16 protein-coding genes are annotated in these 15,907 nt (G+C 38.8%); 2 read left to right on the top strand and 14 right to left on the bottom strand.

Features of this window, described 5'->3' with window-relative positions; translation table 11 throughout:
* Positions 1-85: 85 nt before the first annotated feature.
* The 4 genes from AC04Q6_RS06760 to AC04Q6_RS06775 all read right to left on the bottom strand — a co-directional run bounded on the left by AC04Q6_RS06760 (position 86) and on the right by AC04Q6_RS06775 (position 3,514).
* Positions 86-790, bottom strand: a complete 705-nt coding sequence (locus AC04Q6_RS06760; RefSeq protein WP_117836362.1) for a DUF6040 family protein — start codon at positions 788-790, stop codon at positions 86-88.
* The gene (locus AC04Q6_RS06765) at positions 774-2,495 is read right to left on the bottom strand and encodes a MobA/MobL family protein (protein WP_270205765.1); all 1,722 of its coding nucleotides are present in this window, start codon (positions 2,493-2,495) and stop codon (positions 774-776) included. Before AC04Q6_RS06765 ends, AC04Q6_RS06760 begins: the two co-directional genes overlap by 17 nt.
* A 328-nt stretch (positions 2,496-2,823) precedes the next feature.
* Positions 2,824-3,138, bottom strand: a complete 315-nt coding sequence (locus tag AC04Q6_RS06770) for a DUF3847 domain-containing protein (RefSeq protein WP_002578306.1) — start codon at positions 3,136-3,138, stop codon at positions 2,824-2,826.
* Between the two features lie 145 nt (positions 3,139-3,283).
* Positions 3,284-3,514, bottom strand: coding sequence for a helix-turn-helix domain-containing protein (locus tag AC04Q6_RS06775; RefSeq protein WP_002578307.1), 231 nt, complete (start codon positions 3,512-3,514; stop codon positions 3,284-3,286).
* A 175-nt stretch (positions 3,515-3,689) separates the two neighbouring features.
* Here AC04Q6_RS06775 and AC04Q6_RS06780 point away from each other — a divergent pair, with 175 nt between their 5' ends.
* Together AC04Q6_RS06780 and AC04Q6_RS06785 are read left to right on the top strand one after the other, a co-directional pair.
* Positions 3,690-4,319 carry a helix-turn-helix domain-containing protein gene (locus AC04Q6_RS06780; protein ID WP_117598208.1) on the top strand — a complete coding sequence of 210 codons (630 nt, stop codon included), beginning with the start codon at positions 3,690-3,692 and terminating at the stop codon, positions 4,317-4,319.
* Between the two features lie 86 nt (positions 4,320-4,405).
* Positions 4,406-5,701: a tyrosine-type recombinase/integrase gene (locus tag AC04Q6_RS06785; RefSeq protein WP_270205764.1), complete on the top strand. Its 1,296-nt coding sequence runs from the start codon at positions 4,406-4,408 to the stop codon at positions 5,699-5,701.
* 264 nt (positions 5,702-5,965) lie between these two features.
* Here the strand turns inward: AC04Q6_RS06785 and AC04Q6_RS06790 are convergent, their stop codons facing one another.
* The 10 genes from AC04Q6_RS06790 to AC04Q6_RS06835 all read right to left on the bottom strand — a co-directional run bounded on the left by AC04Q6_RS06790 (position 5,966) and on the right by AC04Q6_RS06835 (position 15,870).
* Positions 5,966-6,340 (bottom strand): TnpV protein, encoded by a 375-nt coding sequence (locus tag AC04Q6_RS06790; RefSeq protein WP_119248407.1) that lies wholly within the window; start codon positions 6,338-6,340, stop codon positions 5,966-5,968.
* Positions 6,341-6,344: 4 nt separating this feature from the next.
* The gene (locus AC04Q6_RS06795; protein ID WP_119248406.1) at positions 6,345-6,872 is read right to left on the bottom strand and encodes a hypothetical protein; all 528 of its coding nucleotides are present in this window, start codon (positions 6,870-6,872) and stop codon (positions 6,345-6,347) included.
* A 637-nt stretch (positions 6,873-7,509) separates the two neighbouring features.
* Complete coding sequence (locus AC04Q6_RS06800; RefSeq protein WP_215706684.1) at positions 7,510-8,973, bottom strand: HEPN domain-containing protein; 1,464 nt, start codon at positions 8,971-8,973, stop codon at positions 7,510-7,512.
* Positions 8,974-9,076: 103 nt separating this feature from the next.
* On the bottom strand, positions 9,077-10,423 hold the full coding sequence (locus AC04Q6_RS06805) for a DNA cytosine methyltransferase (protein ID WP_118236022.1): 1,347 nt from the start codon (positions 10,421-10,423) through the stop codon (positions 9,077-9,079).
* Between the two features lie 95 nt (positions 10,424-10,518).
* A complete protein-coding gene (locus tag AC04Q6_RS06810) occupies positions 10,519-11,454 on the bottom strand; it encodes a hypothetical protein (RefSeq protein WP_182440000.1) in 936 nt (311 codons plus the stop codon).
* Between the two features lie 79 nt (positions 11,455-11,533).
* Positions 11,534-11,905, bottom strand: a complete 372-nt coding sequence (locus AC04Q6_RS06815) for a TnpV protein (RefSeq protein ID WP_118236024.1) — start codon at positions 11,903-11,905, stop codon at positions 11,534-11,536.
* A 4-nt stretch (positions 11,906-11,909) separates the two neighbouring features.
* Positions 11,910-13,325 carry a plasmid recombination protein gene (locus AC04Q6_RS06820; protein ID WP_278278424.1) on the bottom strand — a complete coding sequence of 472 codons (1,416 nt, stop codon included), beginning with the start codon at positions 13,323-13,325 and terminating at the stop codon, positions 11,910-11,912.
* Positions 13,326-13,568: 243 nt separating this feature from the next.
* Entirely contained in the window at positions 13,569-13,796 is a 228-nt protein-coding gene (locus tag AC04Q6_RS06825; protein WP_118236026.1) for a DUF5348 domain-containing protein, read from the bottom strand.
* A gap of 117 nt (positions 13,797-13,913) precedes the next feature.
* Positions 13,914-15,251: a virulence-associated E family protein gene (locus tag AC04Q6_RS06830; RefSeq protein WP_118752656.1), complete on the bottom strand. Its 1,338-nt coding sequence runs from the start codon at positions 15,249-15,251 to the stop codon at positions 13,914-13,916.
* Complete coding sequence (locus tag AC04Q6_RS06835) at positions 15,196-15,870, bottom strand: CHC2 zinc finger domain-containing protein (RefSeq protein WP_055056240.1); 675 nt, start codon at positions 15,868-15,870, stop codon at positions 15,196-15,198. Before AC04Q6_RS06835 ends, AC04Q6_RS06830 begins: the two co-directional genes overlap by 56 nt.
* Positions 15,871-15,907 lie beyond the last annotated feature (37 nt).

Here is a 15,907-nt window from a genome sequence, read left to right on the forward strand (position 1 = left end):
TTTCACAGACTCTAAAAATCTGGATAACTAAAAATAAGTATATTTGTTTTGTGAAAAACAGGCAGTTTTACCTGCCCATTTTACTTTAAAAATATCCTCGTTTTTCTCGCCAGTTTTTCACATAACATCGGATTCCGATATAAACCGCATGTACCAGAAGTAGCAACATAATGAGGTTTATCGGAATAATTGATTTTATCCATTTTCCGAAATAGATTATGATAGCTGTACTCATTATCACCACCATGATGCTGATAATATCCCAGCAATATTTCCGGTAGATTTTCCCCACCTGATAGCCAGTCCCGATTATCAGCAATCCCGTTATGATAAATAAAATTCCCATAACAATACTTACAATCAGCCAGTACACAATCCCTGAAATGATACTATTTGAGATTCCACTGCTTAACTGTCCGAAAGAATCTGCACCTGCAACAAATTTTTGAAACAGGCTTAAGATTCCTTTAGCAAACATACTGAAAAAGCTAATACAGTCACTAAAGAAAACTGGAGAAAGGATAGCAGTGAATAGTGTAATGGCTATACTGTACCATGCCAGCAGAAACAGGATACTTTCATAACCAGCCGTCATATTTTTATATTTTTTCTCTAACTGAATTTTACGGTTATCGCATTTTTCTTTTGCTTTTTGGTAAGCAGTGCGGTCACAGTTATCGCATTTCTCATAGGGCACTTTTTTCTCAACAGCTACCTCTGTTGTCTTTTGGTGTGTCTGTGCATAAAGTTTTTCCTGCTCTGCTTTTTCATACTTAAATTTCCATGCCACGACTTCTGCGTCGGCTCTTTTCCTGCTGTCTGTCTCGCTGGTCAATCGTTCCTCTGTTTGCCTTAATCTTGTCCGCAATGCTTCGATATTCTCGGCTCTGTTTTCGCTGTTCAATTTCTCGTTCAAGGTCAGCGATTCTCTTAGCTGTCTGTTCAGTTTCTGGATTGTCTGGTCTTTCTGATCCAGTTCGTCCTGCATCTGTTCGGTCATCAGCAGAAGTTCTTCCACCTGCCCGACGTTCTCTAAGTTTCTGCATTCGCTCATCAATCTCCCTCGCTTTCTCTATCTGCTGTTTAAGGTCAGCAATTCGCTGTTCTGTTTCTGCAATAAGCTGTTCTCGCTGTTCAGCTTCTGCGTTAATTCCTGCCATTGCTGATTCTCGTTTTCCAACTGTTCGATTCTGGTTTTCTGTTGCTCGATCTGTGAGAGCAGTTCTTCTGTATCTGGCAAAAGATTCAGCAGCCCGGATAATTCGCTGTTTAAGTTTTTTAAACTCTGGTTCTGCTCCTGAAAAGACAGGAGCTGTCGATCCCGTTCCTGCAATTCCTGTATCATCTCTGCCATAAGCTTCTGCTGTTCCTCTATCTGATTTATCATTGTCTCCATCATGGGAATGACTTCCCGGCTTTCTTCTAATGTCATCCAATCGCTCCTTCCATTGTGTCAATGCACCGGATACTTTTCCAAAAGAAATCTTTATTTTACCCAGCAGTGCATTTTGTCTTTTTATGATCTGGTTTTCCTCCACTTTCCATGAAGCGGAGGATGTCTGTCCGTTTTGAAATTTCTCATCAATTTTTCTGGCATCCGCACCCTCATGGATCGTCGGTATCTCTAATTTTCCCTGCCTTGCATAAGAACGGTGGTCAATGTGATTTTCCGTTTTCAAATGTGCATTACAGACGTTTGCCCATTCGCTCCGCCATAGCTCACAATTTTGTGGATTGTTCCACCCGGTAGCATCGGTTAATACACGTTTCCACTGTTTACGGTTCCTTGCACCGACTTTCTGATTGCCATTTTCGTCCAATACCGGGATTCGGATTCCATGACGGTTAGGGTTCTTTTTATCCTGCCACCAGTCCGGATGGGATTCATCCTCCACGATATTTCCATTTTTATCTCTGACAAAATCCCAGTCCTTGACTTCCTTGTTCCCCCATGAGTGGTCTGGATTGAGTGGTCGCATCGTCACAAGTAAATGCACATGGGGATTCCCATCTCCTTTATCGTGGATACTCCAGTCCGCACACATTCCCTTATCTACAAAGGTCTTTTGGATATATTCAGTTGTATAATTTATCTGTTCCTGTCGGCTCCATTCTTTCGGAAGTGAGAACTCAAATGACCTGCCAAGTTGTGCGTCTGAACTTTTTTCTATCCTCAAAACTTCATTCCATAAACGCTGCTTCTGAAAAGTAAGTTTAAATTTTTTCAGTGCGGCTTCTTTGTTATCTGCCCTTTTATATCGGACAGATTTCTGGAACCGTCTGATATTTTCAGCAGGTACATTCAGCCATTCCTGTGGTGCATTTTCACACATCAACAGGCTGGTATAAACAACTTCTCTTTTGGAAGTGTAGTAGCTGATTCTGCCGGTTTCTTCATTTTTCATCACATCACCATTGAGATAGGCAGATGCTGATATGATGGATTTCCCTTTGCTGCGTCCAACAATCTTTACTGTATAATGAAAAATCGCCATGCTCCGTTTCCCCCTTTCTGCTGTATCCGGCTTTGATTTCCGGCAGGTAACGTTTTCCCAAAAAGAAAATGGTATCTGCCGGAACGCCCTCTGCGTAAGAGTGCCCTGTGCATAACAGCCTGCATGGAATGTGCCCCTCTGGCGAAGAGTCCCTCCTGCGGCATGAGCAGGTCTGCATGAAATGCCCGCCGACGGAACGAGCCCGGCAAGCGTAAGCGCAGACCGGTTGCCACCTGTGGCAAACTTATACGGACGACCTCTGGTTGTCCATAAGTGCGCCCTTCATGAAAAAGCAATGAAGGGAATGGAAAATCCACTCCCTCCGGCATTACACTTCCTCCGTATTCGCAACTGGCTCTTTCTGCATTGCCTTTGAGAAGAATTTCCCATTTGCTTCCTGCCTTTTTAAGAAGCCGATCAGCTTTGGGATATCATCTTCCTCAATCGCAGAACCCAGCACCGATTCCACCGCACCACCAATCTGGCAGAGCCTGTGTGTCCGCTTTTTAGTTTCCACATCTTTCTGACGTTTCTTCAGTTCCCGTTTCTGTGCTGCATACTGTTTTGCTTTCTCAAGGCTTTCCTGTTCTTTCTTTTCCAACTGGAGCATACGCTCCTCATAACTCTTTGTTGATCTTGCCATAAATATCATCGTCCTTTCTTTTTCTTCCAAACATAAGTTTCCTGTTGTCTGTCAGACGAAGTACATGGTATAATCTGTTTGCGTGTAGGTATATCATGACTCCGGTCTGATAGAACCTTTGGCGGTTTCTTCGGGAACCGCTTTTTTAAGTTGAACCGTTTCTTGTGACTGCTTTCACATTTCCCTTATCCCTCAAGTCTCTGCCCTCGTTGGCTTCCATAAAAAGTTCCAGCATATCCGTTTTGATCAGGACTTTTCTCCCGACCTTTAATACCGGAAGTTTCTTCCATTCCACCAGTTTTCTCAGGGTGTTCCTGCCGATTCCCGTATAATCAGCAGCTTCTTCAATAGATAAGGCAATCTTTCTTTGTGTCATATGACCACCTCCTTTTAAATTGCATTATGCAATTTTATTTGTGCTGTCAGTATAGCGTGTTTATATTGCTTTGTCAAGCATTATGAAATTTCATTCATTTTCTATAAATTGCATATTGCAATATATTTTGTTGCGTGGTATAGTAATGACATACCGAAAAAGGAGGCACATCAGCATGAAAGATAAAGAACTACGCAAGCTGATCGGTAGCAGGGCAAAACAGCGCCGTCTGGAATTAAATCTGACACAGCCTTATGTCGCAGAGAAGATGGGAGTTACCGCTTCCACAATCCTGCGTTATGAGAACGGTTCGATTGACAATACCAAAAAGATGGTACTGGAAGGTCTCTCGGAAGCACTTCATGTATCAATCGAATGGCTCAAAGGGGAAACCGATGAATATGAAACTGATATTACGGATAAGAAAGAATTGCAGATTCGTGATGCGATGGGCAACATTCTCAAACAGTTACCTCTTGACCTCAATAAAACAGAAGACGCTTTTTCTAAAGACTTACTGCTGTTAATGTTAAAGCAATATGAACTGTTTCTGGATTCGTTTCAGTTCGCCTGCAAAAATTACAAAGGCAGTACCAAAGATGCGGACATTGCCAAAGTAATGGGATTTGAATCGAAAGATGAATATAATGAGATTATGTTTCTTAGGGAGATCACACATACTGTCAACGCATTTAATGATATGGCGGATGTTGTAAGGCTCTATTCAAAGAAACCGGAAGCAGCAGAACAAAGGCTTGCCAATCTTTTATCCGAAGTTATGTATGAGGATTCTGAATCGGTATAGTAAGACAACCGGAGTTGTGATATACTTACACGCTAGAAGCATTTCAACAGTTCTGATTGTCGGATATCGAAAGGAGACATACGATTATGGCAAAAGGATCTGTTAGAAAAAAAGGAAAAAAATGGTACTATCGCTTCTATGTAGAAGATGCAAGCGGTAAAATGGTTCAGAAAGAATATGCTGGAACCGAAAGTAAAAGTGAGACGGAAAAACTTCTCCGCAAAGCACTGGAAGATTACGAAAATAAGAAGTTTGTCGCAAAGGCAGACAGCCTTACGGTAGGAGAGCTTCTGGATATGTGGGCGGAAGAAGAACTGAAAACCGGGACACTCAGCAACGGCACAGTGGAAAATTATCTTGGTGCAATCCGCTGTATCAAAAAACACCCGATTGCAGACCGCAAACTGAAAACAGTTACTGCCGAACATTTACAGGCATTTCTTGATCTGCTTACATTCGGTGGTGAGTTTCCAGACGGGAAAGTAAGAAAGGGATACAGCAAAGATTATATCCATTCTTTTTCCGCAGTGTTACAGCAGTCATTCCGTTTTGCAGTATTTCCAAAACAACTAATCAGTTTCAATCCGATGCAATATATCAAGCTGAAACGACAGGCAGAGGAAGTTGACCTCTTTTCTGATGATGAGGTAGAAGAAGGTACACAGCCGATTTCACATGAGGATTACGAGCGGCTTATCAAGTATCTGGAAAAGAAAAATCCACCTGCAATTCTGCCGATTCAGATCGCATATTATGCAGGACTTCGTATCGGGGAAACCTGTGGTCTTACATGGCAGGACATCAACCTTGAAGAACAATGCCTGACCATAAAACGCAGTATCCGTTATGACGGAACGAAGCATAAAAATGTGATTGGAACAACCAAGCGAAAGAAAGTAAGGATTGTTGATTTTGGAGATACACTGACTGAAATATTGAAAGCAGCAAGACGGGAACAACTGAAAAGCCGGATGCAGTACGGGGAACTTTACCACCGCAACTACTACAAAGAGGTGCATGTAAAAAACAGGGTGTATTATGAATACTATCACCTTGACGGAACGCAGGAAGTCCCGGCAGATTATAAAGAAATATCCTTTGTCTGCCTCAGACCGGATGGTAGTCTGGAACTGCCGAGTACACTCGGCATTGTATGCAGGTCAGTGTCAAAGAAGCTGGAAGGATTTGAAGATTTTCACTTTCACCAGTTACGGCACACCTACACCAGCAACCTGCTCTCGAATGGGGCGGCTCCGAAAGATGTACAGGAACTGTTAGGACATTCTGACGTCAGTACCACAATGAATATTTACGCTCACTCAACAAGAAAAGCTAAACGGGATTCCGCAAGACTTCTTGATAAAGTAGCGAGCAATGCTTAAATACAGAGAACTTGCCACTGGCAACTTCCCTTGCATACTTTGGCATAAAATTTCCCTTATTTCCCTTGCGGATTCCTCACAAGGGCAAAAATAAGGGAAAATACATATCATTTCACTATCTAAGGGGCTGGAAAGCCTGTAAAATAAGGAAAGTTCAGGAAATCTCTCCACAAATTCCGATTTATCTCTTACATTTTATCATATTCTATCCCAAAACTCTATTCTTAGATTGCCAAAGAGCAGCCTTCCGACTGCCCTTTCTGCTCACATATACACGCTCTCTTTCAACACAATTTCCTCCGCACATGCCTTTATATTATTTATCAATCCAACCCATTTCATCAGATCCTGCATTTTCAGTTGTTCCGTCACACCTTGTTTTTCCTCAATCTGCTTTACCAGGGTTTCCACATGCTCTCTGGTCTCCTGATCGACTCGGTTCAGATGTGCCGTCAGCTCCCCAGTCATCAATAAATACTGGTATCGTGCCGGTCTATACTCTTTCAGGAACTGTTTCCGCAACATTCCGTATTTACCATATGTCGGTTCTCCCTCATTCACTGCCAGATCTGGCAGGTAATAGTCTCCATGCAGTATGTAACTTAATCCATTGCTTTCATCATAAATGTGCTTTTTCATCATCTTATCTCTCCATTCCTCTGTTTTTTATTTTATTTTTCTTACGCTGCTGATTCTCCATCTCGCTCTTTCTGGCTCCCCAGGCAAGTCTTTCGTGAATACTTCCTGTTGGCATTTGCTCCATTTGTCGCTTTTCTTCTAATGCCTTCTGCTCCTGTATATCCTGTTGTACCGCATCATCTACAGCATTTTCTCCAAGAACACGCACTACCCGGTCATATCTATCAGAAACATCCTGCAATTGTTGTTTTTCATCAAATAACTGCTCTTTTTCTTCACGCACTGTATCTAGCTCTCTTTGTATTTGGTTATATGCTTGCTTTGTTTTCTGATATTTGTGTTTCCATTTTTCTACTTCTTCGGCAAGTTCTTTAACCTGTGCAGCCATCGCAGCAATTTTATTTTTCACCTGAGTAAACAGTGGTTTTATTTTCTTATCCCGGTAAGTTGTTGCACGTTCCAATGCACCAGCTTCTGGAAGTAGAGTTTTCACTGTTCCATATTCCTTTATTTCTTTGCTGACATTATCCATTACCGGCTGTAACCGTTCTCTGCGTTCTTCCAGGCTATGCAGATCTTTCTCGGCTTTTTCCGCACGCTTCTCAGCTTCCTCTTTATCTTTAACTGCCTGCTCCTTGTCATCTTTTAAAAGCTGGATATTGTAGAAACAATCCGTCTGAAACTACAATATCATCGTGATCCAGAACGTGCTGAACAGATCAAACAGATCAAAGGCTGGTAAAAAAATTACTCCTGTGAATAGCAAACATTCGCAGGAGTTTCTTTTTGGCACCGTTTTGGCACCGCAAGCCTTATTTTTCAATTTTAAATTTATCCGTATTTCATCTTGCTGATAAATTTACGAACAATTCTTTTCTTAGAGTACAGAAAAACCCCGGAAACCTTGCGGTTCCGGGGTATCTTACGTTTGGACACAATGTACCTTGCGGTACTCAATATATATTAAATTAGGATGTTATACTAATTAACGATTACTCGATAACTGTAGCAACACGTCCTGATCCTACAGTACGTCCACCCTCGCGATATCAGACCAATGTATTGCGGTGTGCAAATGGTGATTTTTCGTGTGATTTGTGTGGGAAAATCCGGATTTTCCGATGTGTCCGTATAGTTTTGGGCGATTTTGTTATCATGATGTTATCACGCTATTTACTATCCGAAAAAGAATGCATCGCCTTATCAAACTCTGTAAGTTTGAGATCATCAGTTTCAATCTCAATGTCCATTATTTTTTTCATCAATGCAAAAAAGGTTCGATTATTTCTCGACCTAAGCTTAATAGTCTCTATGGCAAGACCCATATCTCGCAGAGTTATAATTCTATATAATTCCTTGCAAAAATTAGAAACATTTAACAGATCATCAAATTTCATTATTGCAGATATTCTATTCGAAGAATGCGTGTAATAATTTCGATCATGCACTATATCATCTATAAGTTTTTCTTTTTTCTCTACAAATTTCTTTTTAGATATTTCTTCAAAAAGATTATAACCTTTGTGCAAATAATCCTTCACTGCTTTTCTAAAAGATATACCCGAATATCCCAAGCCTTTTTCAACTAACTCTTTTTCTTCTTTACTTTCAAGTTTACTAATCAATTCATTCTTTTTTTCCTCAAATTCTTTGATTTCTTTTTCTTCATCTGCGTATGCTTGAGTGTATCCTTCAATCAATTGCATTGCAGCTAAATATTTATTTGTTGTAACAATTTTCACCTCCTCATCCAACAAAATTCTTCCGTATGCTTGTTGTGCATTATATATCTTTTCGTAATTAGAAAACCAATATCTTAATGCTTGTTCTAAATTTTGAAAATCAGTTATTTTATATAAGGAGCTTCTTTTAAAAGATGTATAATCTATTGTATCATTTTTCAATATATTTAATTTTTCTTTTGGAAAATTACAGATTCCCATAACTTCTACCAACTTATCACAATCCACACAATTCAAAGCATTAATTGTAACACTTTCTCCTGCCAATACCGAAAAAAAGTCTGTTATTATATACAAATTTTCCCTTATATTTTCTATGTCTATGGCTGAATTAAATTTCCATGTAATACGATGTGCAAATCCAATGGACAACGCTTCTTTACTATATTGATATTTCGGATAAACGCCAAATATCAATTCTCCATTTTCCAATTGGACACTTCTATTTTCCACATTGATTGGTATATCAATTTTACGGCAAAATATAATATCTTCATAATTTTTATTTACATCGTACGGACATAAACCTATCAATTCATTTCCTTCCGTTATTTCAAAATATATCTCTTGAAATTTAGAAGTATTAGCATAAGCCATTTTTCCTTTTAACAATATATCCGCCTGCAATTCAAGTTTAAAACAATTGTTAACTCCTCCAGAAGCCGATTTAAAATTTAACCCAATTGCAGTTATCTTCTCTTCATTTTCTAGTTTAATTACCAAATACTCAATCTTTTCTTGCGCCATATTCACAATTTTTCTTGAAACTCTATAAAGCGTAATTATCCCTTGATAATATTTATTAATATGTATTTCCGCTCTATTATTTAATTTTAATCCATCTATGCTTTCAAGTTTTCCGGAAAATGCTCCACCGGCTTCTATACTCATGTTTTTCCTCCTACTTATTCTTCAAAATCTCTTTATAAATAAATAAGACATACATCAAATTTACAACATCTTTTGTCAATTCAATATATGCCTTATTTTAATTTTAAGCATAGGCTAATTTTTTATTATCTTGACTATGCTTTCCTCTTTTTTGTATCCGAGATCGTTTTTCTATCTCTTCTTTTGTCATTCCACTAGCACCTTTAAGTAATGCTTTTTCCAACCTACTATTAATGCTCAAATTTCTTTCCTGTTTTCTACGGATAATTCCATAACACCCAACTGGTGAAATAAAAATTTCTTTAGGTGCATCCCCAGAAATAATGTCTTTTAATGATCTAAATTCACATTTTTCTGGCTGTTCAGTACAATTAAGCTTCATCGCTCCAACATCAATAATTCCTTTACTGAAATCATATAAAATAGCATTTTGATACTCATTAATCATCGATTCATCAATATATTTTTTCTTTTCTTTATAGATGCTCTCTGTTAATTCATATGAAACTAATCTTTTTCCGATCCATTGCACCACTGGAACGGCCCACGAATTACCTATAGCTTGATATCTATTCGTTCGTTTTGCGCCTTTAATATTAGTATACTCATCCGGGAAGCCCATTAACCTCTCACATTCAAGTGGCGAAAGTCTTCTTATTTTTTCGTCCTGAACAACAAACAATGATCCATTATATGCTGCTGCATTACCATTCCACTTTGTTCCATAAGCTGAATATAGGCAATCTGAATATTCTCGAAACACTTCAAAAGAATGTCCTTCTTTTTCAAATGTTAAATCTCCTGTTGGATACTCTACAAACTCACCCTTATGCAGTTCAAATAAAATCTCCTCTGGGTGAAAGTCTTTTCCTCCAGCCAAAACATATAGTCTTCGTCTTTGCTGTGGCAAGCCAAAATACTTAGCATCTAAAACTCTCCAAGCAACATTTCTTTTTTCCCCTTCTAATATTCCTGCATTAGGCCATTTCTTCATTTCAACTGCTTTATCTAAACCGGCTAATGATGAAATCAAACATCCAAATGCATTTGTTTTATCCGTAAGAACTCCTTCAACATTTTCCCAAAATACGATACTTGGATTTTGCTTTCTCTCTTTTCTAACTTTATCATTTGCTTCTATTATATCAACAAACTTTAATGTCAGATTTCCTCTTTCATCATTCAACCCTCTTTTTCCACCTGCCAATGAAAATGCTTGGCAAGGTGTTCCTCCACATATAAGGTCTGGTGCACATATATTTTCGTTTATCAATTCTTCCGGAATGTTATTCATATCCCCCAGATTTATTATCTGTGGAAATTTTTCATTTAATACTCTTGATGGGAATGGTGCAATTTCTGAAAACCATTTAAAATCTAACCCTAGTGGCTTCCAAGCAACGGAAGCTGCTTCTATTCCTGAACATATACTTCCAACTGTTTTTATCATTGCGCCCTCTCCTTTCCTAAATTTGAATATACAAAAACCTACATATGCTAGCACGCTTTCATCATACCAAACATACGTTCGTTTTTCAATATATTTTATTCTTTTTCTTTCAAATATTTGTTAAATTGATTTTTCCATTCTATTAAATCATACCAACAGCAACCGATACAACCATTCTCATCAGCTTTTGATGATCCTCTCCACTGTTCATCGCCTTCATAAAACCATTTTATCCCAAAAAAGTCTCCTCTTATTCCTTCCGATACACATTTTTTACAATATCTTTCTTTTTGAAGATTTGTCTGGTTTGTCAATAATTGAAACTTTTTCTTTATTTCTTCTTCTGACATATTTGTTTCATTCACGGTTTCTCCATTTACCCAACGTGAAGAAGGGAATTTATGATCTATAACCAATTCTGAAGCAGTCTGTGGTGAATCAAAACAAGCATCTTTTAATGGTAAAACGTTTTTTATTTTATTCTGAAGGCTTGTAGAAATAGAAAATCTTTTTTCATTATCCGCTGCTTTTCGAGGAAGTCTAATTAATAAATCATAAAATTCCTTTTTCCCACACGTCGGACAATCTTTTTTCATAGTCGCAATATAGTACCCACTTTCGCGCAGTTTTTTTATTCTTGCTGCAGGTTGTGGATTTGCTTGTGGTACCGGACCACATTTTCTACACTGCCATTTAGTCATAACATCATTCCCATTTAGTGCATCAAAAACAGCTTGCGTATCAAAAGCCTGTCTATTTTCCCAATAATGCCGTTGTTCATTTTGCCATACATCATTTCTTCCTGGATCCAATTCCGTGTAACATTGTAATACCCACTCTTTTACATCTTCATATGTACGTGGTATATCTGTCCCCTGATATTTTGATTTTATAGGCACGCATCCATTCCAAGTTTTTGCATGGTATCTAAATGTTACTCCTAAATAATAATCTTGCATTCCATGAATTTGAAATAACTCACCAGTGCGTACATTTGCATTTATCTTTTTATTTTCAAAATCATATGACATTTTCTTTCCCTTCTTTTCTGCATAGATATTCATCTTTATCATACCAAAAGAGAAAAAATAACTCAATATTTTATTATATTTACTTGAATATTATTTGCTTACTTATTTCTTCTGCCACATTCTTAATATTATTCATCCTCCTCACCCATTCCATCTGATCCTGCAACTTCAGTTCTTCCGTCACGCCCCACCGTTCAGCCATCTGTTCCACCAGCATCTCAACTTTTTCTCTTGTTTCTTTATCGACTTGATTCAGATGCTCCGTCAATTTCCCGGTCAGTACCAGATACTGATACCTGGCACTCCGGTGTTCCTTCAAAAACTGTTTTCGCATTATTCCATATTTCCCATATGTAGGTTCTTCCTCATTGATTTCCAGGTCTGGAAAATAATAATCTCCATACAATGTGTAGCTCAGTCCATTCTTTTCATCATAAATCTGTTTCTTCATATCCTTACAACTCCATTCCTCTGTATTTTGTTTTGTTCTTCTTTATCTGTGCATTGTATTCTTCACTTCGTTCTCTTGCCCATTGTATGCGGTCACCTATTTTTTTCGGCATCTGCTCTTTCTGTTTTCTCGCTTCAAGTTCCTCCTGGATTCGTATATCGTCCTGTACCAGTCTTTCTACCATATCTTTCCCCAACATACGTAAAAGTCGGTTATATCTGTCTGCAATTCCCTGCAGTATTTCTTTCTCACCAGACAATTTCTGATAATCTTTCTGAACTTCTGCCAGTTCCTTTTTTGTTTTTTCATGCTCTTGCTTTTTCTTCTGAAACTTACTTTTCCAACTATCTCTTTCTCTTGTGAGTTCTTTCACCTGTGCAGCCATCGCACCGATTTTGTTTTTCATTTCAATGAATAATGGTTTTATTTTCTTATCCCGGTAAGTTACCGCACGTTCCAATGCTGTAGCTTCCGGCAGAAATGTTTTGATCATTCCATATTCTTTTATTTCCTTACTGACATTATCCATCACTGGTTGCAGGAATTCTCTTCTGTCTTCAAGTTTTTTCAATTCCGTTTCTGCTTTCTCCGCACGTTTTTCCGCTATCTCTTTATCTTTCTGAAACTGAATTTTTTCTTCTTCCAGTAGCTTAATATCTACCCTTGCTTCTGCAATCTGAGAAGTCAATCCTTCATTCTCCACTGTCAGATTTTCTTTTTTCTGCTCCAGTTCCTGCACTTCCTTTTTGCGTTCTTTTTTCTTGAAATTGTAAACATCCAGATGTTCTTCATGTGTGCCTTTCTGTTCCCATTCAATTCCATGCTGTTTTGCGATTTCAGCCAGCACTTCCTTTTCATGATTTATCCACTGATTCAGTTCTGTATCATGCTTATTTCCACCTTGAAATCCAAGACTTTTCAATGCCTGCTTCAGTGAAACTCTGGTATCCATTCCTTTTCCCTTCCAGTTGGTCACATAAGGAACAAAGTCAATATGCAGATGCGGAGTAGCTTCGTCCTGATGCAGATAGCAGCTAAATACCCGAAGTGTCGGATTCCGTTTCTGGAAGTCTTTCACATATTCGCCCAGTACCCTTACAGCCAGATTTCCTTCTGACGTTCCCACTGCCATATCCTCACAATTACCAATCTGGAATATCACTTCATGAAATAACTTCTCCTGTTTGCCCTGTCGGATTTTTTCATAATAATTTGCAATTTTCCGGTCCTTTCTTTTCCCGACATTATATCTCTCAACCGCATCGTCAAACAGCTCTTTATAAACTTCCTTCAGATTCTCATTCTTATAACAAATGTTCAGTTGTACTCTGTCCGGATCTACATTTTCTGCTACAAAATCCCGTCTGTTATGAGCCAGTGAACCGGCTCCGATCATGCCACTGATTGTTCGTTTCATCATAAATTTTCTCACCTCTTTTCTGTTTGAGTACCAGATATGGCACATAATTTTTATTTACGCCAGACATGGCGATATTTAAGAAACTTTCGCCGGATACGGCGGTTTTGTTACTTTTGTCAAAAGTAACGCAAAAGCACTTTCGACAGCCGTACCGTCCATCAAAAGTCCCCTTGCGCCCTGCCGGGGGCATAACTTCCTTATGGACGTCTGTTCTGCACCGACCGAAGTGGATCATAGATCTGTTTATTCTGGTATCCTCGCCTGCACATATTCCAAATCTCCACAATAAGGCGTTCCCACCAGATACCATTCTCTTGCCAGATTCATCTCTATTCTGGTCTGTACCCATTCATCATCTACCAGCACTTCCAGTCCTTCTCCACAGTGAAATCCTGTATCAATCCATAAATCCGATGCTAATAATCCATATCTACCATTGCTACTGTTATATCCTAATCTTCCCTGTTTCATCATTTTCTGCTCCTTTCCAGTCTGTAAACGGAATTTGTAAACGGAGTTCAAAAGATTTTAAAAGTTAACGTTTTAAGTTTTTTCTTCAAGTTCCGTTTACATCGTTTACAATAATCTTTACTCAAACGGTATTTCCAACTGTTCCGGTACTTCCATAAAGCCGTCTTTATCTTTCTTCACCGAATCTTCCATCCGTTTCCATGACCGCTGTATTCCATATTCCTTTCCGAATCGATGTGTACCATGTGGTTTCCAGCCTACAATCGCATTGTTCATAATATTGGCAATTTCTTTACCTTCCCACTGTTTCATTTCTCCGGTTCGATGTAGCGCTTCATCGAACAGAATTCTTGTACATACATAATCGTCATCGTAGTCATCAAGAAATGCCTGTATGATTCCGGCATTGGTATCTTCCGGCATAAATTCTTTCTGCAGACGCTTTGCCTCTTCCTCAATTTCCTTTGTAAATCCTAAGAACACATTTCCCTGTCGATACAGTACCATTGCCTCCGCCCAGGCCTGTTCGATATAGGCTTTGCTCTCTGCCTCATTGTCCAGAATATGAACTTCTGCTTTCGACATATCTGTCATCACCGGAGCAAATCTTCTGTTTCCGGTTCTGTCCAGCGGAAGGAAATTCAGATCATTTGAAGTACCGCAAAATACACACTGTCTCGGTCTGTCTTCTGGGTGAACTTCATAAGGTACTTTATAAGTTTCTTTCTGTCTGCTCAGAAACGATTTTATCTGTTCAATATTCTTTGCTGTGATAGTTGCCTTCATTTCTCCCATTTCGATAATCCAGTGATTTTGCAGTTTTCTGTAAATATTTTCATCATCCAAATGATCCAGATTGTCGCTGAACCATTCTTCTTTTATCGCTAGATATTTGAAAAATGTGGACTTTCCGGCTCCCTGACTTCCAACCAGACACAGCATAATATCATACTTTATTCCCGGTTCATAAATTCTTGAAATCGCTGCCAGCATATGCATTTTCATTACTCCGATTGTGTATTTACTCTTTTCTGCTCCCAGGAAATGCGGAAGCATATTTTCTATTCTTGGAATCCCGTCCCAGACCAGACTTTCCAGATAATCTCTAATTGGATGATATTTATTTTCATTGGAAACAATATCTACTCCTGCTTTGATCACACGCTCACTTGTCAGTTCATAATTTTCTTCCAGATACATTTTCAGATTATTTTCATCAGTATCTGTAACCGTAGAACTGTTATTTCTCCGTTCCCAAGGCACCTCTTTCACAATGTCCATTCTTCCAGAAAGCTCATTTCGTTTAATCGCTTTTTTCAGCACTGGATCTTTTTGTAATACGGTTACACAATTTCTGATTGTCTGCTTTGTTCTTCCTTTATCCGTATGCTCCAACATATCATTGACATCTTCTGTTGTAAGCATCTCCTCGTTCACAATATCTTCTAATTCCATCAAGGACTCCTCGCTGATATTCGTTAATTCTTTCTTCAATTTTTTCAACCTCCCTTCTCTTCGTCTTGAAAAACTCTACAATCTCTTCTCCTGTTCCAAACATCAGCACGTCCAGATAGTCATTTATCTTTCTTTCATTTGCCAATGCCTCCGTAAATAATTCGTGCCATTCTTCTTCCGGTTCTGGTCTGTAAAACTCTTTCCAGAACTGAATCCATTTCAGATATCTGATCAGCACGTCAGTTGCATGTTTCAACCACTGCTCCAGTTTTTCTCTGATCATCAGAACTTTAGGTTTCTTTGATATCAAAGTATTCCTGCTTTGGTGCGTCCTTTTGTATTTGTTTCTGTCTTCGACTTTTATATCCAGTCCAAAATCTTCTATCAGCTTTTTCGCAGCTTCATACTGTGATATTCCAAATAACCTTGCTGTAAAATCTATCGCATCACCGCCCACTCCACATGCAAAGCAGTGATATATTTTATCTGCCTTCATACTTGGGTGTCGGTCTTTATGAAACGGACAACACGCCATTCCATTTCTTTTTACTTTAATCCCGTAATGCTCCGCAGCCTGTCTGGCTGTCACACATTCTTTTACCTGTTCAAATAATGTCACTTCTACCTCCTGCCCCTCCGGGCAAGTCTCTGATGAA

Source organism: Blautia sp. HA9023, from assembly GCF_056504095.1.